A 21,078-nucleotide genomic window follows, 5' to 3' on the forward strand; every position below is an offset into this window, starting at 1 on the left:
CCCTCACCGGCCCCGGCGTTCACGCGCCCGAGATGTCGGTGTGCAGGCGGATCTGCCGGACCGGTTCGCCCATGTCCAGGGTGCGCGCGGCCCCGTCGGGGGCCCAGCCCGCCGAGCCGAGGAACGTCCGCAGCACGCGGTCCTCCTCGAACGCCCATGTGAGCAGCGTCTCGGCGCCGTCCTCGCGCAGCAGGTCCACGGTGGCGGCCAGCAGGCGGCTGCCGTGCCCGGCGCGGGCGTGCGGCGGGTCGACCAGGAGGGTGAGCAGCTCGGCGGTGGCCGCCGGGTCCTGGTCGGGGTCCTCGGCCGGGGCGTGCGCGGCGAACCCCGTCACCAGGTCGTTGGCGACGGCGACCAGCACGCGGTGCCGGGGGCTGGGCGGGGTGCTGATCGACTCGGCCCACCGGTCCCGCCACGCCTGCTCGGCCTCCGGGCCGGTGACCTCCGCCAGCACGGCGGCGGGCAGCAGTTCGCGGTAGCCCTGCCGCCAGGCCCGCACCTGGACGGCGGCGACGGCCGCGGCGTCCGCTCGGCGGGCGGGCCGTACGCCCACATCGGCCATGGGATGACCACGTCCTCTCGTCCGGAACGCGGCCCAGCCTAGTGGGAGGCGGTGCGGCGGCGGGCGCGGTAGGCGCGCGTCTTGGTGCGGTTGCCGCAGACCCGCATCGAACACCAGGAACGCGACCGGTTCTTGGAGGTGTCGAGGAACGCCCACCGGCAGGTGTCCTCCTGGCACACCTTCAGGCGCGGCCAGGTCCCGTCGGCGGCCGACTCCACCACGGCGGCGGCGATCCGGGCGAGCCCGGCCGGCGTTCCCCCGCCCAGGGGCGTCAGCGCGGGACGGCCCCCGGCGATCGCGACGCGCAGCGGCAGCCGCGCGAACGCCTCGTCCAGGCCCTCGGGCGGCGGGGGCGCGGCGGCCCCCCTGTGGGCGAGGGCGTGGTTGTCGAGCATCGCGGCGCGCAGGCCCTCGCGGAGGGCGCGGGCGGTGGCCAGGTCGCCGGCGTCGGCGGTGGTCCCGGCCGGGACGAGGGCGCGCTCGGCCAGCCACCCGGCGAGCCGGGCGGGCGTGGCCAGCTCGTCGACGGCGCACTCGACGTCGAACGTGTTGACGAAGTCCCGCAGCAGCGGCGCGGGACCCGTCTCGGGCCGCTGGGCGTCGCTCATGTCCCCTCCCGCGTTTCCCGCCCAGTCTAACGGCGACAACACCGGTATCCGGGTTTGGGTGGTTGCGGAAGTGGCAACACCTGCTTAGGGTTTTTGCTGGTGTCAAAGAAAGGGCATGACGAGATGACCATCCCCGTGAGCCACCTCGTGTTCGACTGCGCCGACACGGGCGCCATGACGGCGTTCTGGGGTGCGCTGCTGGACATGAAGACGACCGAGGACGACGGGAGGTGGGCCGAGCTGGAGCCGCTGGGCGAGGGCGGGCCGGTGCTGTCGTTCCAGAAGGTGCCCGAGGGCAGGACCGTCAAGAACCGCCTCCATCTGGACCTGCGGGTCGCCGACGTCCCGGCGGCCGAGGAGCGCGCCCGCGCGCTGGGCGCGACCCTGGCCGACGAGCCGTGGGCGAACCGCCCCGAGCACAACTTCCGGGTCTGGCGCGACCCGGAGGGCAACGAGTTCTGCTTCGTCAGGGCGAGCTGAACTCCGCCACGACGGACGCCAGCCGCCGCACGCCCTCGGCCAGCTCGGCCTCCGAGGCCGCCGACCCGTAGCTGATCCGCAGGTACGGGCCCGACGGCTCGGCGGGGAAGAACGGGCGTCCGGCGCTCACCAGCACCCCGGCGCGCAGCGCGGCCTCGGCCAGCGCCATGTCGTCGGTCCCGGAGGGCAGCCGCACCCACTGGTGCATCCCGCCCTCCGGACGGGTGATCGCCAGGTCGGGCAGGTACCGGCCGAACGCGGCGAGCGTCGCGTCCCGGCGCGACCGCAGCGCCGTGCGCACCGCCCGCAGGTGCCGCGCCCAGCCGGGGGAGCTGACCAGCTCCAGCAGCGTCTCCTGCAACGGCCGCGCCGGGAAGAACTCCTCCACCAGCTGCGTGGCGCGGATGCGTTCGGCGACCGGGCCGCGCGCGATGACCGCCGCCACCCGCAGGCTCGGCGCGGTCGTCTTGGTCAGCGTGGCGATGTGCACCACCCGCCCGTCGCCGTCGGTCGCGATCATCGGCGGCGGGGCGGTCCCGATCGCCAGGTGCCGCGCGAAGTCGTCCTCCACCACGAAAGCCCCGGCCCGCCGCGCGACCTCCAGGATCTCCGCGCGCCGCTCGGCCGGGAGGACCGCGCCGGTGGGGTTCTGGAACGTCGGCTGGCAGTACACCACCCGCGCCCCGGTCGTCTCCAGGGCCTCGGCCAGCAGGTCGGGCCGCAGCCCGCGGTCGTCGATGGGGACCGGGACCGGGTGCAGCCCGCTGGCCCGCGCGACCGCCAGCACCCCCAGATAGGTCGGCGACTCCAGTAGCAGCGGGGCGCCCGGAGGCAGTAGCGCTCGCAGCACGGTGGTCAGCGACTGCTGCCCGCCGCCGGTGATCAGCACGTCGGCGGGGGACACCTGGCCGGCCGAACCGCTCACCGTCCGGGCGAACCAGGCCCGCAGCTCCGCGATCCCGCCGAGCGGCGGCAGCTCCCAGGCGTCGGGCCGCCGCGACGCCCGCGCCATCGCCGTCGCCAGCGCCCGGGTCGGCTGCAGGGTGGGCGGCAGGTAGCCGCCGCTGAGCGGGATCGCGCCCTCCGGTGGCGGCGTGAGCAGCCACGACACCCCGCTGGCGTCCACACTGCGGTCGCCGAGGGTCACCGCCTGCCAGTCGAGGTCGGCCGGTTCGGCGGTCCGGCGGGGCCGGTCGGCGGCGAACGCGCCGCTGCCCGGCCGCGTCACCACCAGCCCCTCGGCCACCAGCAGTTGCAGCGCCCGCGCCACCGTGACCGGGCTGACCTTGTGCCGCTCGACCAGCGACCGGCTCGACGGCAGCCGCTCGCCGGGCCGCATCCGCCCCACCTCGGTCCGCAGCCGATCGGCGAGAGTAGCGGCACTGCTATCCTGTTGCATGAGAGACAAGGATAGCGCTACTGCCCCCACGTTGATAGCGCTCGGCGGTCTGGGACTGGCCGCCCTGGGCGTGCTCACCTTCTCGCTCACCCTGCCCAGCACCGTGCTCGGGCTGGAGGGGCTGGACCCCTACCTGGTGAGCGTCGGCCGGTCCGCCGCCGCGACCGTGCTGGCCGTGGTCGCCCTGCTGGCCGTGCGGGCGCGCCCGCCGCGCCCGCGCCAGTGGGCCGGGCTCGCCGTCGTCGGCGCCGGAGTGATCTTCGGGTTCCCGGTGCTCAGCACCCTCGCCCTCGACCACGGGGCCGCCTCCGCCCACTCGGCCGTCGTGGTCGGCCTGCTGCCCGTCGCCACCGCCGTCACGGCCGTGCTGCGCGGCGGCGAGCGGCCCTCCCCGGCGTTCTGGCTGGCCAGCCTGGCCGGGGCTGCCTGCGTGACCGGCTTCGCGGTGATCCGGGGTGCGGGCCATGTCACCCCCGCCGACCTGCTGCTGTTCGGCGCGCTGGTCGCCGCCGCGATCGGCTACGCCGAGGGGGCGCGGCTGACCCGCGAGATGCCCGGCTGGCGCGTGATCTCCTGGTCGCTGGTGCTGACCACCCCGATCACCCTGCCGGTCACGCTGTGGCTGCTGGCGACGACCGACCCGCACTGGACGGCCCGCGCGACGCTCGGCTTCGGCTACGTCGCGCTGTTCTCGGCCTACCTGGGCTTCTTCGCCTGGTACGAGGGCCTGGCCCGCGCCGGGATCGCCCGCGGCGGCCAGGTCCAGCTCATCCAGCCGGTGCTGACGCTGGCCTGGTCGGGCCTGCTGCTCGGCGAGCACATCGACGCGCTGACCGTGCTGGCCGCCCTCGGCGTGCTGGTCTGCGTCGCGCTCGCCCAGCGCACCCGCGTCTCCCGCGCGCCGCGGGCCGACCAGGCCGACCGGGCCGAACGCCCCCGCGAGGCCGCCGTCACCCGCGCGTGACCGCTCCCCGGCCGGGGAGCCGCCGGCTCAGTCGCGGACGATCTGCGCCAGCAGGGTCACCACGGCGACGGCCACGCCGATCGGGACGGCCGACTCGGGGACCAGCGCGGCGACGGTCCCCGCGCCGCCCGCCGCCAGCAGCACCATCAGGGCCCGGGTGGACAGCAGCGGATCGGGCCCGGAACGTTCCGGACGCCGTCCGGTCCGGCGCCGCCGGACCTGCCGCGGTTCCGTCTGGCGCGGTCGGTTGCGCATGGCGGTCGCCCTCCATCCCCGTGGTCGGGACCGGACCAGGCGACCGCGCCGCGCCGCCCGTCCGGCCGGTCGCCGCCGGGCCGCCTACCGGGCAGTGTGCCCGGGGTCCGGGCCCCGGGGACGGCGCCGCGCGCCACGCGTCGGCCAAGAAACGATCTCCAAACGGGCACGTGCCGGACGTTCCGTCGGTGATCATTGCGTTATGTGGTGGAAACGGGCGGTGCGAGGGGTGGGCTGGGCGACCGGCTACGTCCTCGGGTTGGCGGCGCTGGCGGTCTCCGGGGCCTGGGTGTGGTGGCAGGCCGAGCCGGAGGCGCGCGGCACCGAGGTGAACGCCCTGTGGGCGCGCCACCAGTGGGTGGGGGAGCGGCACACCGAGGAGGAGTACCGCACGCTGGGCGCGCTGCTGCGCCAGAACAGGATCACCGACGTGTACTTCCACGCCGGTCCGTTCGAGGCCGACGGCAGCGTGCCGCCCCGCAAGTACCGCAACGCGGGCGACCTGGTGAAGGCCATGCGGCGGCACGCGCCGGGCGTGCGGGTGCAGGCGTACCTGGGGCAGATCCGCAAGGTGGACGGGCGCGGGCTGACCGACCTGGACGTGCCGCGGGTGCGCGACCGGGTGCTGGAGACCGACCGGATCTTCCTCGACCTCGGGTTCGACGGGATCCACTACGACTTCGAGCCGATTTACCCCGACGACACGGCGTTCCTGACCCTGCTGGACCGGACCCGCGAGCTGACCCGGTCGCGGGGCCGGCTGCTGTCGGTGGCGATCGAGCAGCCGACGCTGGTGGACGCGTTCCAGCCCGTCTACCGGGCGTTGATCCCGCGCGGCCACGGCGCCAGGCCGGTCCACTACCCGCCGCGGCCCACCGAGGAGTACCTGAGGGCCCTGGCCGACCGCGTCGACCAGGTCGCGGTGATGACCTACGACGTGTCGCTGCCCACCGAGTCGCTGGCCGGATGGCACTTCGCCCACCACACCGAGCAGGTCCTGCGCCTGATCGGCGACCGCACGACGGTCTTCATGGGCGTGCCCACCTACCGGCCGTTGATGCCCTGGGCCGAGAAACTGAAAGTTGCGTTGAAAGGTGTGCGGCGAGGGATCGACGAGTTGGAACGCAAGCCCCGAAAGCCGTTCGGTGTGGGCATCTATGCGGAATGGACGACTGATGCGTCCGAATGGGCCCATTACCGGTCTTTGTGGCTGCCGTCAAGGTCAGACAATTTGCACGATTAGGAAACCCTGCTTGTCACGTTCCCGTATGCGCGAGTTTGCAGGTCAAACGGGCTGGATACGACTCGTTTCAGGGGGTACTCATCGGTGCGTAGCACCCTACTGGCGGATGGTAAGGGAAAGTGGTGATCAGGCCGATGGGAGTTCAGCGGACCGCATGGCACGAGGGTGACCACGTTCGCGATCTCGCGGCCGAATTCGCCGGCTGGCGGATCGGTCGCGGAGGCTCCGGTCACTGGTGGGCCGTTCGCGGCAACCAACTCGTCCGGACGCTCAACGTCGACGAGTTGCGGATCCGGCTGAAGGAGCTCGACGGGCTCCGTGCGGTCCGTCCGCACGGCTGAACGGCCGTGTGACCCCGGAGGGATCGGCCCGGAGCCCGCGCTCCGGGCCGTGGCGTTCCCGGAGGTCCCGCACCGCGCGACCCCGCACCGTGCGGGCGCACCACGCGGGCGCATCGCGCGTGGATGATCCCCGACATCGAATTGTGGCCGGAGTGACCCCGTAACGCCGCATTTGCGTGCGACGATGTGGATGTGAGGCCGCCTCCGCGTACCCCCGAGCGTGGAGGCGGCCTCCTCCATTTCCGGCATGCCGCCCCGCGCCCGGTGACAGACGCGTCTCGATGACACACTGGTGGGCACCTGCGGGTCCAACAGGACCGGCTGGAACGGTACCGTTCGGTGCATGGCACCCAGCACAACCACGGACGCGCCGTTCGGGCGGATGCTGACCGCGATGGTCACGCCGTTCCGGCCCGACGGGGGCGTCGACTACGACGGCGCCGCCCGACTGGCGACCCACCTGGTCGACGAGCAGCGTCATGACGGCCTGGTCGTCAGCGGGACGACCGGCGAGTCGCCGACGACGAGCGACGAGGAGAAGGAGCGCCTGCTGCGCGCGGTGGTCGAGGCGGTCGGGGACCGGGCCGTCGTCGTCGCCGGTGCCGGGACCAACGACACCGAGCACAGCCGGAAACTCGCCCGGCAGGCCGAGGCCGCCGGGGCCGACGGCCTGCTGGTGGTCACCCCGTACTACAACAAGCCCCCGCAGGAGGGGCTGCTGCGGCACTTCACCGCCGTGGCCGACACCACCGGCCTGCCCACGCTGCTGTACGACATCCCGGGCCGCACCGGCGTGCCGATCCAGACCGAGACCCTGCTGCGGCTGGCCGAGCACCCGCGCATCGTGGCCGTCAAGGACGCCAAGGGCGACCTGTTCGCCGCCTCCACGGTCATGGCGGCCACCGGCCTGGCGTTCTACTCCGGTGACGACAACCTGAACCTCGCCTGGCTGGCGATGGGCGCCGCGGGGTTCGTCAGCGTGGTCGGGCATGTCGTCGGCGCGGACCTGCATGAGATGATCGATGCATACCGCGCCGGTGACGTCGGGCGGGCGTTGGAGATCCACCGTCGCCTGCTGCCCGTCGTCACCGCGATCATGACCCGTACGCAGGGCGCCATCGCCGTCAAGGCCGCGCTGAACCTGCTGGGCCTGCCGGGCGGCGCCGTGCGTGCGCCGCTGGTGGACGCCTCGCCGGAGTTCGCGGCGCGCCTGCGTGAAGACCTCACGATAGGGGGAGTCAAAGTGTCTGAGGTCAGCGTTCCGGAGGTCGATCGGTGAGCCATCCTCACCCCGAGCTCTCCGCACCGCCCGCACTGCCCGACAACGGACTGCGCATCGTCGCGCTCGGCGGCCTGGGAGAGATCGGCCGCAACATGACGGTGTTCGAGTTCGGGGGACGCCTGCTGGTCGTCGACTGCGGCGTGCTGTTCCCCGAGACCGAACAGCCCGGCATCGACCTGATCCTGCCCGACTTCGAGTACATCCGGGACCGCCTGGACGACATCGAGGCGATCATCCTGACCCACGGCCACGAGGACCACATCGGGGCCGTGCCGTACCTGCTGCGCGAGCGCCGCGACATCCCGCTGGTGGGGTCGAGGCTGACGCTGGCGCTGCTGGAGGCCAAGCTCGGCGAGCACCGCATCAAGCCGGTCCTGCGGCCGGTCGTCGAGGGCGAGCGGCACGCGTTCGGCCCGTTCGACTGCGAGTTCCTGGCGGTCAACCACTCCATCCCCGACGCCCTCGCCATCGCGATCCGCACGCCCGCGGGCCTGGTGCTGGCGACCGGCGACTTCAAGATGGACCAGCTTCCGCTGGACGGCCGCCTCACCGACCTGGCCGCGTTCGCGCGCCTCGGCGAGGAGGGCATCGACCTGCTGATGTCCGACTCCACCAACGCCGAGGTGCCCGGGTTCGTCACCAGCGAGCGCGAGATCGGCCCGGTGGTCGACGAGGTGTTCCGCACCGCCCAGGAGCGGATCATCGTCGCCTGCTTCGCCTCGCACATCCACCGCGTCCAGCAGGTCCTGGAAGCCGCCATCGCCAACGGCCGCAGGGTGTGCTTCGTCGGCCGCTCCATGGTCCGCAACATGGGCGTCGCCCGCGAGCTGGGCTACCTGGACATCCCCGACGAGATCATGGTGGACGTCCGGGACCTGGACAGCGTCCCGCCGGACCGGATGGTCCTGGTGTGCACCGGCTCCCAGGGCGAGCCGATGTCGGCGCTGTCCCGCATGGCCAACCGCGACCACCAGCAGATCCGCATCACCGAGCGCGACACGGTCATGCTGGCGTCCTCGCTGATCCCGGGCAACGAGAACGCCGTCAACCGCGTGATCAACGGCCTGACCCGGTGGGGCGCCCGCATCGTGCACAAGGGCAACGCCCTGGTCCACGTCTCCGGGCACGCCTCGGCGGGCGAGCTGCTGTACGTGCTCAACCTGACCAAGCCCGGCAACTTCATGCCGATCCACGGCGAGTGGCGCCACCTGCGCGCCCACGCCAAGCTGGCGGCGCTGACCGGCGTCCCCGACGAGAACATCGTCATCGCCGAGGACGGCGTGGTCGTGGACCTGGTCGACGGCCAGGCCAGGATCGTCGGCGCGGTCCCGGCGGGCTACGTCTACGTCGACGGCCTGTCGGTCGGCGAGGTCACCGAGACCTCCCTGAAGGACCGCCGCATCCTGGGCGAGGAGGGCTTCATCTCCATCGTGGTGGGGATCGACTCCTCCACCGGCAAGGTGGTGTCCGGCCCGGAGGTCCACGCGCGCGGCGCGGGCATCGTCAACGAGGACTTCGACGAGGCCATCGCCAGGATCGAGGCCGCGCTGGGCGACGCCGCCGGGCAGGGCGTCAACGACACCCACCAGCTCAACCAGATCATCCGCCGCACCGCCGGCAAGTGGGTGAGCGACAACTACCGCCGCCGCCCCATGATCATCCCGGTGGTCGTCGAGGTCTGACGCCCGCCACCCGCGACGACGGCCCCGGCACCGGCCCTCCCCGGTCCGGGGTCGTCGCGCGTCCGGCGGCGGGGGCGGCGACACGCCCGGAGTGATCCCATTGTCGGGGGCCCCGGCGGGGGCTTGGTTAGGCTCGGCACCATGGCCACACGTGCGTCCGGCGGAGCGAAGACCGCGAAAGCGCAGTCTCGTACCGGAGGCGGCGCGGCCCGCAAACCCGCAGGCGCGAAGCCGCCCGCGCCCCGCAAGGGGGGAGGGGCCGCCCGCGGCGGCCGCGGCGGCGGTGGCCGGGGTCCCGCCAAGCGCCCCCCACAGAAACCCGATCCGTTCTCCCAGCTGGTGGTCGGGTTCTTCAAACTGATCTTCAAGCTCTACCACCTGTGCGCCGTCGCGGTCGGATCGGTGTTCCGCGCCTACGGCAACGGCGCGCGCAACCTGGACGTCGAGCACCAGCGCGACGGCCTCGGGCTGGCGCTGCTGGGCGCGTCGATCGTGCTGGCGTCGGTGACCTGGTGGAAGCCCGAGGGCGTCGTCACCAGGGCCCTGGAGCAGGTGGTGCGCGGCGCGATCGGCGTGCTGGCCATGGGGCTGCCGGTGCTGCTGGCGGCGATGGCCTGGCGGACGCTGCGCCACCCCGAGCACAACGAGGAGACCGGCCGCGTCGCGATCGGCGTGTCGGCGTTCGGCCTCGGGATGCTCGGGATCATCCACATCTCGTCGGGCGGCCCCACCCCCGCCAAGGACATGGCCGGGATCCGCGAGGCGGGCGGCGTGCTCGGCTGGCTGGCCGGGGCCCCGCTGAACGCGGCGCTCAGCGGATGGGTGGCCGTTCCGCTGCTGCTCCTGCTGGCGTTCTTCGGCCTGCTGGTGATCACCGCGACGCCGATCGCGAAGGTGCCCGAACGCGCCGTCGAGCTGTGGCAGCTCGCCACGTTGCAGGGCCGCCCCCAGCACGACGCGGCCGAGGAGCCCAAGCCCCGCCGGCGCCGGTCGAGGAAGAAGGACGAGGACGGCGAGGAGCTGGAGGTCGGCGAGCACTCCAAGCCCTACGACACCCCGCTGCTGGAGGAGGAGCCCGCCAGGCCCGTCCGCAAGCAGCGCGACCTCGCCGACGAGATCTTCGAGCCGGACCCGTTCGGCCCCGAGCCCGAGGCCGAGCCCGGACCGGAGGCCGAGCCCGAGCCCGCCCGCGCCGAGCTCCCGGCCCCGCCGGAGGCCCCCGACCCCACCCCGGCCCCGCGCGCCGCCGAGCAGCTCCCGCTGTCGTCCGGCGAGGCGTACCTGCTGCCCGACCCCGCCGTGCTGCGGCCCGGCAGCGTCGCCAAGCCCCGCACCAAGGCCAACGACGTCGTCGTCAACGCCCTCACCGGCGTCCTGGAGCAGTTCAACATCGACGCGCAGGTCACCGGGTTCACCCGCGGACCGACGATCACCCGCTACGAGATCGAGCTGGGCCCGGCCGTCAAGGTCGAGAAGATCACCGCGCTGGCCAAGAACATCGCCTACGCGGTCAAGAGCCCCGAGGTCCGGATCATCTCCCCGATCCCCGGCAAGTCCGCGATCGGCGTGGAGATCCCCAACGTCGACAAGGACATCGTCAGCCTCGGCGACGTGCTGCGCTCGCCCGCCGCGACCACCGAGCACCACCCGATGGTCGTCGGGCTGGGCAAGGACGTCGAGGGCCGCACGGTCGTCGCCAACCTGGCGAAGATGCCGCACATCCTCATCGCCGGCGCGACCGGCGCCGGCAAGTCGACCTGCATCAACGGCCTGATCACCTCGGTGCTCATGCGGGCCACCCCCGACGAGGTCCGGATGATCCTGGTCGACCCCAAGCGGGTCGAGCTGACCATGTACCAGGGCATCCCGCACCTGATCACGCCGATCATCACCAACCCCAAGAAGGCCGCCGAGGCCCTGGAGTGGGTGGTCGGCGAGATGGACCGGCGCTACGACGACCTAGCCGCGTCCGGGTTCCGGCACATCGACGACTTCAACAAGGCCGTGCGGGCGGGCAAGCTCACCCCGCCGCCCGGCAGCGAACGCGTCTACACGCCCTACCCCTACATGCTGGTGATCGTCGACGAGCTCGCCGACCTGATGATGGTCGCCCCGCGCGACGTCGAGGACTCGGTCGTGCGCATCACCCAGCTCGCCCGCGCCGCCGGCATCCACCTGGTGCTGGCCACCCAGCGGCCGTCGGTGGACGTCGTCACCGGCCTGATCAAGGCCAACGTGCCGTCCCGGCTGGCGTTCGCGACGTCCTCGCTGGCCGACAGCCGCGTCATCCTCGACCAGCCGGGCGCGGAGAAGCTGGTCGGGCAGGGCGACGCGCTGTTCCTGCCGATGGGCGCGTCCAAGCCGATGCGCATCCAGAACGCCTACGTCTCCGAGAAGGAGATCCACGGCATCGTCGACCACTGCAAGCAGCAGATGGAGGCGCAGTACCAGGAGGACGTCGCCGCCGCCAACGCCCCCAAGAAGGAGATCGACGAGGAGATCGGCGACGACATGGACCTGCTGGTGCAGGCGATCGAACTGGTCGTCACCACCCAGTTCGGGTCCACCTCGATGCTCCAGCGCAAGCTGCGCGTCGGGTTCGCCAAGGCGGGCCGCCTCATGGACCTCATGGAGAGTCGCGACATCGTCGGGCCCAGCGAGGGGTCCAAGGCCCGCGACGTCCTGGTCAAGCCCGACGACCTGCCCGGGGTTCTGGCGGAGCTGCGCGGGGCGGGTTGATCACGAGCGGAGCGGAGGCACGCGGTCCGCGCGTGGCTGGAATGATGCGAAATCTTGCCCTGTTTCGAACGTGTTGCCAGTCGCCCAGCGGGCATTGCCGTTTCTAGACTGGTGTCCGCTGGAGTGCGGGTTTGGACTGTGGTGCCCTCTAAGGGAGGCTCGTGGTGAGCATCGGTGAGACCTTGACCAGAGAGCGTCAGCAGGCAGGTCTCACCGTGACCCAGGTGAGCCTGCAGACGCGGATCCGCGAGAGCGTGATCCGGGCGATGGAGAACGACGACTTCACGCCCTGCGGTGGCAACTTCTACGCGCGCGGGCACATCCGCAGCATCGCCCGGGTGATCGGCATCGATCCCGAGCCGCTGGTCCGCGAGTACGACGAGACCCACGGCGGCGCGCCGCAGCCGGTGTCGGCCGCCACCGCGTTCGAGCCGGAGAAGCCGGTGTCGTTCCGGGAGCGCCGGTCGCCGAACTGGACCGCCGCGATGGCGGTGGCGCTCGCCCTCATCGCGATCTACGCGGTGGTGCAGGTCGTCGGCGGCGACCCCGAGAACCGCACCGCCCAGAAGGTCGCCGGAACGCCCGGTCAGCAGGCCATGCCCGCGGCCACCCCGAAGCCGACCCCGTCGGCCAGGCCCAGCGACCCGGTGGCGTCCGCGCCGCGCCGCACCGTCGAGCTGCGGATGAAGGTGAAGCGGGCCTCCTGGGTCAGCGTCCGCGACGACAAGGGGAAGGTGCTGTTCAGCGGCACGCTGCGGGCCGGGGCCGAACGCGAGTGGACCACCAGGAAGAAGATGGTGGTCGTGGTCGGCAACGCCTCGGGGGTGCGGCTGACGGTCAACGGCGAGTACCTGGGCGCGCCGCGCGACGAGGCGCGCATGACGCGGCTCGTGTTCACGCCCCAGGGCCTGGTCAGGGCCTGATCAGAGCCTGATCAGGGCGGGATGGTCGGCGTGCTCGCCGGAGCCCATTACCTTTAGAGGCATGTCCACACGCCGTACGGTCTCCCTCGTGACGCTCGGATGCGCCCGCAACGAGGTCGACTCCGAAGAGCTCGCCGCCCGCATGGAGGGCGCGGGATGGGCCCTTTCCGACTCCGCCGAGGGCGCCGACGTGGTGGTGGTGAACACCTGCGGCTTCATCGAGGCGGCCAAGAAGGACTCCATCGACACCCTGCTGGCCGCGCACGACTCCGGCGCCAAGGTCATCGCCGCCGGATGCATGGCCGAGCGGTACGGCGCCGAACTGGCCGAGGCGCTGCCCGAGGCCGACGCGGTGATCAGCTTCGACGACTACGCGAACATCGCCGAGCGCCTCGACGACGTGCTGGAGGGCCGCCGCCACGCCGCGCACACGCCCCGCGACCGGCGCAGGCTGCTGCCGATCAGCCCGGTGGAGCGTTCGGCGTCGGCGGCGAACGTCGCCATCCCCGGCCACGCCGCCGCGTCCGGGGACCGGCCCGAGGAGCTGCCGGAGGGCGTCGCCCCGGCCTCGGGCCCGCGCGTGCTGCGCCGCCGCCTCGGCGGCGGCCCGGTGGCCCCGCTGAAGCTGGCCTCGGGCTGCGACCGCCGCTGCACGTTCTGCGCGATCCCGGCGTTCCGCGGCGCGTACGTCTCGCGCGACCCCGAGGAGGTCCTCGCGGAGGCCCGCTGGCTGGCCGGACACGACGTGCGCGAACTCGTCCTGGTCTCGGAGAACTCCACCTCCTACGGCAAGGACCTGGGCGACCTGCGGGCCCTGGAGAAGCTGCTGCCCCGGCTCGCGGCCGTGGAGGGCGTCGAACGCGTCCGCGTCAGCTACCTGCAGCCCGCCGAGACCCGCCCCGGCCTGATCGAGGTGATCTGCGGGACCGAGGGCGTGGTCCCCTACTTCGACCTGTCCTTCCAGCACGCCTCCGGCCCCGTGCTGCGCCGCATGCGCCGCTTCGGCGACCGCGAACGCTTCCTGGAGCTGCTGGAGCGGGTCCGCGAGCTGTCCCCCGAGGCGGGCGTCCGGTCCAACTTCATCGTCGGCTTCCCGGGCGAGACCGAGGAGGACTTCGAGGAGCTGGCGGCGTTCCTGACCGCGGCGCGCATGGACGCGATCGGCGTGTTCGGCTACTCCGACGAGGACGGCACCGAGGCCGCCACCCTGGACGGCAAGCTCGACCCCGCCGAGGTGGCCCGCCGCGTGGAGGAGCTGTCGGCGCTGGCCGAGGAGCTCACCGCCCAGCGCGCCGAGGACCGCATCGGCACCGAGATCAACGTTCTCGTCGAGGAGAAGACCGAGCACGACGGGCAGTTCGAGGGACGGGCGGAGTTCCAGGCCCCCGAGGTGGACGGCACGGTGCTGGTACGCGGGGAGGGACTGGCGATCGGCGACATCGTCCGCGCCACCGTCGTCGACAGCGACGGCGTGGACCTCATCGCGGACGTGCCATGACCGCGGGCACGCCGGAGCCGCCCCCGACGGTGAGCCTGTACAACATCGCCAACGCCCTGACGATGCTGCGGATCGCCCTGGTCCCGCTGTTCGTCTGGCTGCTGTTCCAGGAGGGCACGGCCTGGCGGCTGTCGGCGTTCGCGGTGTTCGCGGTCGCCTCCATCACCGACAAGATCGACGGTGACCTGGCCCGCAGCCGGGGCCTGGTCACCGACTTCGGCAAGATCGCCGACCCGATCGCCGACAAGGCCCTGACCGGCGCCGCCCTGATCAGCCTGTCGGTGCTGGGCGAGCTGTGGTGGTGGGTGACCATCGCCATCCTGGTCCGGGAGATCGGCATCACGCTGATGCGGTTCGTGGTGATCCGCTACGGGGTGATCCCGGCCAGCAAGGGCGGCAAGCTGAAGACGACCCTCCAGATCCTGGCGATCGGCCTGTACATCCTGCCGGGCCCCCTGGACCCCCTGCGCTGGGGCTTCATGGCGGCGGCCCTGATCGTCACGCTGGTGACGGGCGCCGACTACGTCCTCCAGGCATGGAGGCTCCGCAAAACAGGCCGCGCCACGGCCTGACGGGATGCGCCACGGTTCGGCGGGAGGCGGCCGCGACCTTGACGGGCGTGCCATGGTTTGGCGGGGCGTGCCACGGCTCTGCCGGGACGCGTCACGGCTTTGATGGGGCGTGTCATCGCCTGATGGGGGGTGTCACGGTTTGGTAAGACACACCACGCCTTTGATCGATAGAACGCGTCATGGTCTGACAGGGCGCGCCACGTTTCGCGGGGCCACGGTTTGGTGGGGGTGTTGACCCTGGTCGCGGGGCCGTAGAGCGTTCGGGGTGTGCTGGCCAGGCGGTTGAGGGTGCGGGCCGGGGGCGGTGGTTACGTGTAGACCCCCGATATCGCCAGTGGCCTGCGCGGAGCTGCGGCGAAAGCGGCTGTGCTGGCCCGGGGGTCCGAACCCCCAGACCCCCACGCCCGGCCCCTGGCCCGCCCTGGCTCGCTGGCGCTCGCTTCGGGCGGGCCAGGAACCGGGGAAGGGGGGCCCGCCCCCCTTCCCCCCCCGTCGGGGGACTCCGTCCCCCTGCGCCCCCTTTGATCGCGCGAGCCTGGGGTGTGCGTTGACGCTCGGGTCTTGGGTGGATCTGTTCGTCTTCGCCATGAGGCCGGTCACATTGGATCGGCCTCTCTTTTTGAACTTGTTCAAGTCGCGTAGCGTCATCCTTGTCTGAACGCGTTCAAAAATGGGGGCGTTGTGATCGCGCTGGTGAACGTCGTCGTCGTGACCGGGATGCTGGTCGTGGTGCCGCTCGGGTTGCGTCTCGTCGCCGTTCCTGAGGTGTTGCGTCGGCTTTGGCTGGTGGGGGCCGTGGCGGGTGCGGTGTCGGTGTGGCTGCCGCGTGGTCCCGCTGCGGTCGTGCTGGCCCTGGTGTACGCGCTGGGGGCCATCCCGCTGGCGCTGCTCGCCCTTCCCCGGTTGCGGCGTGTGACGCCCGTGCGGGTCGCTGTGGCCACGGCGCTGGCCTCTCCGGCGGTTGCGGCGACGGCGCTGGTCGCCGAACGCGGCGGGGCGGAGCTGTTCGGCTTCTCGTTGACGATCCTGTCGCTGACCGTGGCGCACTTCCACTTCGCGGGGTTCGCCGCCGCGCTGGTCGCGGGTCTGGTGGCGCGGGGCGAACCCGGGCGGGCCACGATGGTCGCGGCGCTCGCGGTTCCCGCCGGGACCCTGCTGGTGCTGGTCGGCTACTTCCTCGGTGAGTGGGTGGAGTTCGCCGGGGCAGTGGTGCTGACATGCGGGATGTGGACGGTGGCGGCGGTGCTGGTGCGGGGCGGGCCGTTGGCCGTCGTCGCCGGGGGCGTGTTGGGCGTCACGATGCTGTTGGCGTTGAGTTGGGCTCTGGGAGAGGCCACGGGGCTGCCGCATCCCTCGCTGGGCTGGATGGTCGCCACGCACGGGGTGGGGAACGCGTTCGGGTTCGGAGTGTGCGGCATGTTGGCCTGGCATCGGCTGAAGGAGGAAAGCCTGTGAACGACTTCACCTATCCCGAGGTGGGCGCGACCAAGGACGGACCGTTGCCGGACGGGTACTCGCACCTGCGGGTGCGGGTGCCCGTGGGGGAGGGCGCGGGGGTGTTCCGGAACGCCGTCGACGCTCTGCACGAGTTCTGGATGCATCGCGCCATTCCCGCGCGCGTGAACGCCACCGCGCCGCGCGCCGCGGCAGGGGTGGGGGTGGAGATCGGCCTCGGGGTCGGTCCGCTGCGGCTGAAGGCGCCCTGCCGTGTCGTCTGGACCGTGGACGAGGAGCGCCGCTCGGGCTGGGCCTACGGGACGCTCAGGGGGCATCCGGCGGTCGGTGAGGAGGCGTTCCTGCTGGAGTGGGACGACGAGGACGTGGTGTGGCTGGCCGTCACCGCGTTCAGCCGGCCCGCCTCGCGCCTGGGGCGGGCGGCCGGTCCGCTGGTGCCGGTGATGCAGCGGGCCTACGCCCGCCGCTGCGGGGCCGTCCTGCGGCGGCTGACGAAGTAGGGTCGGGGCACGGAGCGAACGAGGGGGAACGGGTGCGGGTCGAACTGCTCACGATCGGCGACGAACTTCTGATCGGCGACACGGTCAACGGGAACGCCGCCTGGATCGGCCGGCGGCTCGCCGACCACGGTGTGACGGTCACCCGCAGCCTGGTGGTCGGCGACGAGCTGGACGTCATCAGCGAGGCCGTCCTCGACGCGCTGGGGCGCGCCGACGCGGTCATCACCACCGGCGGGCTGGGGCCCACCTCCGACGACCTCACCCGCGACGCGCTGGCCAAGGCGGCGGGCGTCCCCCTGCACCGTGACCAGGTCCTGGAGCAGCGGCTGCGCGACCGCGCGGCGCGGGCGGAAAGGGAGCTCCAGCCGATGGCCCTGCGCATGGCCGAGGTTCCGGAGGGCGCGAGCTTGCTGCCGAACTCCTCCGGCAGCGCCCCCGGTCTGCGCGTGGAGGTCGGCGGCGGTGTCGTGTACGCGCTGCCGGGGGTTCCGTTCGAGATGCGGACCATCATGGACGAGGTCGTGCTGCCCGAGCTGGCCGCCCGCGCCGGGCTACTCCGGGTGGCCCGCCGCACCCTGCGCACCGCCACCGTCTGGGAGTCGGTCGTGGCCGCCCGGCTCGCGCCCGTCGAGGGCATGCCCGGGGTCAGCCTGGCCTACCTGCCCGACCCCGCCGAGGTGCGGGTCCGCGTCACCGCCACCGGCGACGACGCCCAGGCGCTGCTGACCGAGGCCGAGGGCCGCGCCCGGACGCTGCTGGGCGCGGACCTGTACGGCGCCGACGAGGAGTCCCTGGCGCAGGTCGTGCAGCGGCTGCTGCTGGAACGCTCGCAGACCGTCGCCACCGCCGAGTCGCTCACCGGCGGCCTGATCGGCGCGGACCTGACCGGCGTCCCCGGCTCCTCGGCCGTCTACGTCGGCGGCATGGTCACCTACGCGACCGAGCAGAAGCACGCGCAGCTCGGCGTTCCCGGGGACCTGCTGAACGTGCACGGCGCCGTCCACCCGGACGTCGCCGCCGCGATGGCCGTCGGGGTCCGGGAGCGCATGGGGGCCGACTACGGCCTCGCGGTCACCGGGGTGGCCGGTCCCGAGCCGCAGGACGGCAAGGAAGTCGGAACGGTCTACATCGGTGTGGCCGGACCTGGCAGAGAACTGTTCGTGTCCGCTCCGCTACTCCCCGTGCCCGGCACTGGACCCGAGATCCGGCCGGTCATCCGCCGGATGACCGTTGTTCACGCTCTTGACCTGCTACGACGCGTTCTCCTGGGGCTGGAGACGCCGTCCGCGACGGCCGTCGCGGAGAAAGATCGGGAAGAGCCGGGATGATTACAGCGTTACGTTCCGAGCGAACACGAAATCAACGGTCTGCCATGGCCGCCGCCAAGCCGGGTACGGTGGAACCGGCAGATGGTCCGAACTGAGGGAGGGAGCGAGACATTGGTCCTGCTTCGCCAGCTGCTCGGTGACGTACTGCGGCAGCTGCGGCTGCGCCAGGGACGCACCCTCCGCGAGGTGTCCGCGGCGGCACGGGTTTCCCTCGGGTACCTCTCCGAGGTCGAACGAGGGCAGAAGGAAGCGTCGTCGGAGCTGCTCGCTTCGATCTGCAAGGCGCTGGGGGTGCCGCTCTCGCACGTGCTGCGGGAGGTCGCGGACGCCCTGGCCCTCGCCGAGCTGCAGCACGAGCCCGTCCTGGCCGGCGCGCCTCCGGAGCACGAGCGCATCACGTCCGAGAGCATCCCGGCCACGCCGGAGGAGATCGCCGGAGAGTTCCGCGCCGACATGGTCGCGGCCTGATCTTCGGCCCTCCCCCGGGGGTCGGCGCCGATACCCGCCGTGCGGGCGGGGCAGGCGGTCGCGCACGCGCGCGGCCGCTTGATGCTTTCCTGGCCCCCTGAGGGCCGGTGTGGTGGCTCTCACGTGTGGAAACGGCATGCCCGGGGAGGTTTCCACGTTGTCACGGATACACCGAAACGACGTGGAGGGAGCCCGACAATGGCGGAGATCAAGAGCCCGCTCGGCGACGCTGACCGCAAGGTCGCCGGGGAGGCGCTGCAGGGGGCTCTGATCGACCTGCTGGACCTGTCGCTGACCGCCAAGCAGGCCCACTGGAACCTGATCGGCCGGAACTTCAAGGTCGTGCACGAGCACCTGGACGAGGTCGTGGACCTGGCCCGTGCCTCGGCCGACGACGTCGCCGAGCGCGCCGTCGCGATCGGCGTGAACCCCGACGGGCGGTCCCGCACGGTCGCCGACCGCACCCAGCTCCCGCAGCTGGACCCCGGCTACCTGGGCGACGACAAGGTCGTGGCGCAGATCGCCGACCTGCTCGGCCAGATCATCGCGCGGTTCCGCGAGCGCGTCGCGGCCACCGACGAGCCGGACCCCGTGACCCAGGACCTCCTGATCGGCATCACCGCCGAGCTGGAGAAGCAGCACTGGATGTTCCAGGCCCAGGTCTGAACACCGTGACGCCCCGCCCCCGGCCGGACGGCCGGGGGCGGCGTCATGTCCGGGCGAGGATCCGGTCCGGCCGGTCCAGCCAGACGCGCTGCCCGTCCGGCGTGACGGTCAGCCCGTAGCGTTCGCGGTCCGGCTGCCCCCACTCGACCCAGCGCAGGTAGGCGGCCTCCACCTCGTCCCACAACCGCCGCGCGCCGTACTGCCGGACGGGGAACGCGTCCGCGCCCGGCTCGAAGTCCGCCGCCGCCCACGCCGTCCCGCCCGGCCCGTCGTCGATCGCCCACAGCCGGGCCACGCCGCCCGGCCCGCTCTCCACGTGCGCGCGGGCGCCCGGAGCCAGCGCCGCGACGGCGACCTCCGCGCCGGGGGACTGGCCGAGCAGCACCCTCGGGTCCAGCCGGGTGCGCGACCGGTCGGCCTCGGCGGACTGCTCGGCGGCCCGCGGCGGCGCGCCGAACGCGCGGCGCTGGGACCGCAGCATCATGAACCCGGCGGGGCCGGTGAGCCGCCCCACGGCCGTGCCGTCCGCGACGGTCAGCCGGGCCACGTGCCCCATGCCCCAGGCCGGCGACCACGGCATCACGATCACACCGCCCGGCCGGGTCTGCTCCAGCCACGCCCGCGGGACGCGCTCCACCCCGCAGGTGACGTGGACGCGGTCGTACGGCGCGCCCTCGGCGAACCCCTCGGCCCCGTCCCCGACCACCAGGCGCGGCGCGAGCCCCGCCGCGCGCAGGTTGTCGGCGGCCCGCCGCGACAGTTCCGGATCGATCTCGACGGAGACGACGTTGCGCTCGCCGACCCGCCAGGCCAGCAGCCCGGCGGTCCAGCCGGTCCCGGTGCCGACCTCCAGCACGCGGTGGTGCTCCAGCGGCCGCAGCTCCTGAAGGAAGACCACCACGATGGTGGGGGCGGAGCACGAGCTGGTCCACACGCCGCTCTCGTCGGTCTGCGCGGCGATCGCGGTCTCGTCGTAGACGGCGCGCAGCCAGGCGTCGGGGTCGGCGCTCCGGTCGATGTCGAACGGCTCGTAACGCGGCCGGTCGGGCACGACCGCCGCGCGCTCGGGGACGAACAGGTGCCGGGGGACCGCGCGCAGCCCCTCGCGCCAGCGCTCGTCGACGAGCCTCCCGCCCGCGGCGAGCCGGTCGGCCAGACCGTCCGCTGAGAGATCCATTCCCCTACCTTCCGCCGCCGGCGCGCTCCCTTCAACCGCTCCCTCGACCGCTCCCTCGACCACGCAGCGACGCCAGCGCGGCGGCGACGGCGGGGTGCCCGGCCCCGCCCGCCCGCACGACGGCCTCGACCACTCGGCCCCGGCCCGGCGAGGGCAGCAGCGCCACCCCCGGCGGCGGCGAGCCGGTCATCAGCGCGGGCAGGATCGTCACGCCCAGTCCCGCCGCGACCAGCGGGAGCGCGGCGCGCAGGTTGGCCAGCTCGTGCCGGATCGCCGGGCCGAACCCGGCCGTCCGGCAGGCGTGCAGCAGCACGGTGCGGCAGGTGCTCGGCTCCGGCGCGCTGATCCACGACTCGTCCGCCAGGACGCCGAGGCCGTCGCGCTCGACCGCCGCGCGCAGCCGTTCGGGGACGGCCAAAACGAGCGGGTCGTCGAACAGCCGGTGCGCGGCCACCCCGGGCGGGAGCGGGGTGCCGAGGTCCCGGTACCGGTAGCCGATCACCAGGTCGAGGTCGCGCCGCCGCAGGCGCGGCAGCGCGGTCTCCGGCTCGTCCTCCACCAGGTGCGGGCGCAGGCCGGGGTGGCGGCGCGCGAGTTCGGCCACCAGCGGCGCGGCGACCGGCTCCAGCGCGCTCGGCGCGCATCCGACGCGCAGGTCCCCGGCGACCCGCCCGTCCAGCGCCCGCACCGCGCCCTGCGCCCCCTCCAGCGCCGCCAGCACGTCCTCGCAGCGCGCGGCCAGGGCGTGCCCGGTGGCGGTGAGCCGGACGGTCCGGCCCTCGCGGTGCAGCAGCACGGCCCCGGCCTCCTCCTCCAGCGCGCGCAACTGCTGGGAGACCGCCGACGGGGTGACCCGGTGCAGTTCGGCGACGGCGGTGACGGTTCCGTATTCGGCCAGGTCGCGCAGCAGGACCAGGCGCTTCACATCGAGCATGA

General features: G+C 73.0%; 21 protein-coding genes. 15 read left to right on the forward strand and 6 right to left on the reverse strand.

Annotated elements, in window-relative coordinates; translation table 11 throughout:
* Positions 1 to 19: 19 nt before the first annotated feature.
* Both HNR61_RS06015 and HNR61_RS06020 read right to left on the reverse strand, forming a co-directional pair.
* Positions 20 to 562, reverse strand: a complete 543-nt coding sequence (locus HNR61_RS06015; protein ID WP_182842009.1) for a GNAT family N-acetyltransferase — start codon at positions 560 to 562, stop codon at positions 20 to 22.
* 38 nt (positions 563 to 600) lie between these two features.
* On the reverse strand, positions 601 to 1,170 hold the full coding sequence (locus tag HNR61_RS06020; protein WP_182842010.1) for a CGNR zinc finger domain-containing protein: 570 nt from the start codon (positions 1,168 to 1,170) through the stop codon (positions 601 to 603).
* Between the two features lie 123 nt (positions 1,171 to 1,293).
* Between HNR61_RS06020 and HNR61_RS06025 the strand changes: the two genes are divergently transcribed.
* The gene (locus HNR61_RS06025; protein WP_182842011.1) at positions 1,294 to 1,650 is read left to right on the forward strand and encodes a VOC family protein; all 357 of its coding nucleotides are present in this window, start codon (positions 1,294 to 1,296) and stop codon (positions 1,648 to 1,650) included.
* Here the strand turns inward: HNR61_RS06025 and HNR61_RS06030 are convergent.
* Positions 1,637 to 3,049, reverse strand: a complete 1,413-nt coding sequence (locus HNR61_RS06030) for an aminotransferase-like domain-containing protein (RefSeq protein ID WP_182842012.1) — start codon at positions 3,047 to 3,049, stop codon at positions 1,637 to 1,639. The genes HNR61_RS06025 and HNR61_RS06030 overlap by 14 nt on opposite strands.
* Between HNR61_RS06030 and HNR61_RS06035 the strand changes: the two genes are divergently transcribed.
* A complete protein-coding gene (locus HNR61_RS06035; protein WP_182842013.1) occupies positions 3,048 to 4,013 on the forward strand; it encodes a DMT family transporter in 966 nt (321 codons plus the stop codon). The genes HNR61_RS06030 and HNR61_RS06035 overlap by 2 nt on opposite strands.
* Positions 4,014 to 4,040: 27 nt before the next feature.
* On the opposite strand, the gene HNR61_RS06040 is transcribed toward HNR61_RS06035, so the two are convergent.
* Positions 4,041 to 4,268 (reverse strand): hypothetical protein, encoded by a 228-nt coding sequence (locus HNR61_RS06040; protein WP_067829559.1) that lies wholly within the window; start codon positions 4,266 to 4,268, stop codon positions 4,041 to 4,043.
* A 220-nt stretch (positions 4,269 to 4,488) separates the two neighbouring features.
* Here HNR61_RS06040 and HNR61_RS06045 point away from each other — a divergent pair, with 220 nt between their 5' ends.
* The 13 genes from HNR61_RS06045 to HNR61_RS06105 all read left to right on the forward strand — a co-directional run bounded on the left by HNR61_RS06045 (position 4,489) and on the right by HNR61_RS06105 (position 18,965).
* Entirely contained in the window at positions 4,489 to 5,511 is a 1,023-nt protein-coding gene (locus HNR61_RS06045) for a glycoside hydrolase family 18 protein (protein WP_312897783.1), read from the forward strand.
* Between the two features lie 122 nt (positions 5,512 to 5,633).
* Positions 5,634 to 5,852 (forward strand): hypothetical protein, encoded by a 219-nt coding sequence (locus HNR61_RS06050; protein WP_067829561.1) that lies wholly within the window; start codon positions 5,634 to 5,636, stop codon positions 5,850 to 5,852.
* Between the two features lie 343 nt (positions 5,853 to 6,195).
* Positions 6,196 to 7,131 (forward strand): 4-hydroxy-tetrahydrodipicolinate synthase, encoded by a 936-nt coding sequence (gene dapA, locus HNR61_RS06055; protein WP_182842014.1) that lies wholly within the window; start codon positions 6,196 to 6,198, stop codon positions 7,129 to 7,131.
* The gene (locus HNR61_RS06060) at positions 7,128 to 8,816 is read left to right on the forward strand and encodes a ribonuclease J (protein WP_182842015.1); all 1,689 of its coding nucleotides are present in this window, start codon (positions 7,128 to 7,130) and stop codon (positions 8,814 to 8,816) included. The genes dapA and HNR61_RS06060 overlap by 4 nt, the downstream gene beginning before the upstream one ends.
* A gap of 141 nt (positions 8,817 to 8,957) precedes the next feature.
* A complete protein-coding gene (locus HNR61_RS06065) occupies positions 8,958 to 11,555 on the forward strand; it encodes a DNA translocase FtsK (RefSeq protein WP_182842016.1) in 2,598 nt (865 codons plus the stop codon).
* A 164-nt stretch (positions 11,556 to 11,719) separates the two neighbouring features.
* Positions 11,720 to 12,478, forward strand: a complete 759-nt coding sequence (locus HNR61_RS06070; protein ID WP_182842017.1) for a helix-turn-helix domain-containing protein — start codon at positions 11,720 to 11,722, stop codon at positions 12,476 to 12,478.
* A gap of 61 nt (positions 12,479 to 12,539) precedes the next feature.
* Positions 12,540 to 13,976, forward strand: coding sequence for a 30S ribosomal protein S12 methylthiotransferase RimO (gene rimO, locus HNR61_RS06075; RefSeq protein WP_182842018.1), 1,437 nt, complete (start codon positions 12,540 to 12,542; stop codon positions 13,974 to 13,976).
* Complete coding sequence (gene pgsA, locus HNR61_RS06080; RefSeq protein WP_182842019.1) at positions 13,973 to 14,548, forward strand: CDP-diacylglycerol--glycerol-3-phosphate 3-phosphatidyltransferase; 576 nt, start codon at positions 13,973 to 13,975, stop codon at positions 14,546 to 14,548. Before rimO ends, pgsA begins: the two co-directional genes overlap by 4 nt.
* A 681-nt stretch (positions 14,549 to 15,229) precedes the next feature.
* Positions 15,230 to 16,003, forward strand: a complete 774-nt coding sequence (locus HNR61_RS06085) for a YndJ family protein (protein ID WP_182842020.1) — start codon at positions 15,230 to 15,232, stop codon at positions 16,001 to 16,003.
* Positions 16,000 to 16,503, forward strand: a complete 504-nt coding sequence (locus HNR61_RS06090) for a DUF1990 domain-containing protein (protein WP_182842021.1) — start codon at positions 16,000 to 16,002, stop codon at positions 16,501 to 16,503. Before HNR61_RS06085 ends, HNR61_RS06090 begins: the two co-directional genes overlap by 4 nt.
* Positions 16,504 to 16,535: 32 nt before the next feature.
* Complete coding sequence (locus tag HNR61_RS06095) at positions 16,536 to 17,831, forward strand: CinA family nicotinamide mononucleotide deamidase-related protein (protein ID WP_182842022.1); 1,296 nt, start codon at positions 16,536 to 16,538, stop codon at positions 17,829 to 17,831.
* A gap of 81 nt (positions 17,832 to 17,912) precedes the next feature.
* Complete coding sequence (locus HNR61_RS06100) at positions 17,913 to 18,299, forward strand: helix-turn-helix domain-containing protein (RefSeq protein ID WP_067829580.1); 387 nt, start codon at positions 17,913 to 17,915, stop codon at positions 18,297 to 18,299.
* A 198-nt stretch (positions 18,300 to 18,497) separates the two neighbouring features.
* The gene (locus tag HNR61_RS06105) at positions 18,498 to 18,965 is read left to right on the forward strand and encodes a Dps family protein (protein WP_182842024.1); all 468 of its coding nucleotides are present in this window, start codon (positions 18,498 to 18,500) and stop codon (positions 18,963 to 18,965) included.
* A 43-nt stretch (positions 18,966 to 19,008) separates the two neighbouring features.
* Here HNR61_RS06105 and HNR61_RS06110 read toward each other — a convergent pair whose 3' ends face one another.
* Entirely contained in the window at positions 19,009 to 20,142 is a 1,134-nt protein-coding gene (locus tag HNR61_RS06110; RefSeq protein WP_182842025.1) for a methyltransferase domain-containing protein, read from the reverse strand.
* 31 nt (positions 20,143 to 20,173) lie between these two features.
* Complete coding sequence (locus tag HNR61_RS06115; RefSeq protein ID WP_182842026.1) at positions 20,174 to 21,076, reverse strand: LysR family transcriptional regulator; 903 nt, start codon at positions 21,074 to 21,076, stop codon at positions 20,174 to 20,176.
* Positions 21,077 to 21,078: the final 2 nt, after the last annotated feature.

The organism is Actinomadura kijaniata (genome assembly GCF_014138665.1).
GTDB lineage: Bacteria > Actinomycetota > Actinomycetes > Streptosporangiales > Streptosporangiaceae > Spirillospora > Spirillospora kijaniata.

Excerpts from the sequence above, each read along its gene's own strand:
- HNR61_RS06110 (WP_182842025.1), bottom strand. The coding sequence starts at position 20,142 with ATGGATCTCTCAGCGGACGGTCTGGCCGACCGGCTCGCCGCGGGCGGG.
- HNR61_RS06035 (WP_182842013.1), top strand. The coding sequence starts at position 3,048 with ATGAGAGACAAGGATAGCGCTACTGCCCCCACGTTGATAGCGCTCGGC.
- HNR61_RS06030 (WP_182842012.1), bottom strand. The coding sequence starts at position 3,049 with ATGCAACAGGATAGCAGTGCCGCTACTCTCGCCGATCGGCTGCGGACC.
- HNR61_RS06100 (WP_067829580.1), top strand. The coding sequence starts at position 17,913 with ATGGTCCGAACTGAGGGAGGGAGCGAGACATTGGTCCTGCTTCGCCAG.
- HNR61_RS06040 (WP_067829559.1), bottom strand. The coding sequence starts at position 4,268 with ATGCGCAACCGACCGCGCCAGACGGAACCGCGGCAGGTCCGGCGGCGC.
- rimO (WP_182842018.1), top strand. The coding sequence starts at position 12,540 with ATGTCCACACGCCGTACGGTCTCCCTCGTGACGCTCGGATGCGCCCGC.
- HNR61_RS06025 (WP_182842011.1), top strand. The coding sequence starts at position 1,294 with ATGACCATCCCCGTGAGCCACCTCGTGTTCGACTGCGCCGACACGGGC.
- HNR61_RS06065 (WP_182842016.1), top strand. The coding sequence starts at position 8,958 with ATGGCCACACGTGCGTCCGGCGGAGCGAAGACCGCGAAAGCGCAGTCT.
- HNR61_RS06115 (WP_182842026.1), bottom strand. The coding sequence starts at position 21,076 with ATGCTCGATGTGAAGCGCCTGGTCCTGCTGCGCGACCTGGCCGAATAC.
- HNR61_RS06015 (WP_182842009.1), bottom strand. The coding sequence starts at position 562 with ATGGCCGATGTGGGCGTACGGCCCGCCCGCCGAGCGGACGCCGCGGCC.
- pgsA (WP_182842019.1), top strand. The coding sequence starts at position 13,973 with ATGACCGCGGGCACGCCGGAGCCGCCCCCGACGGTGAGCCTGTACAAC.
- HNR61_RS06105 (WP_182842024.1), top strand. The coding sequence starts at position 18,498 with ATGGCGGAGATCAAGAGCCCGCTCGGCGACGCTGACCGCAAGGTCGCC.
- HNR61_RS06020 (WP_182842010.1), bottom strand. The coding sequence starts at position 1,170 with ATGAGCGACGCCCAGCGGCCCGAGACGGGTCCCGCGCCGCTGCTGCGG.
- dapA (WP_182842014.1), top strand. The coding sequence starts at position 6,196 with ATGGCACCCAGCACAACCACGGACGCGCCGTTCGGGCGGATGCTGACC.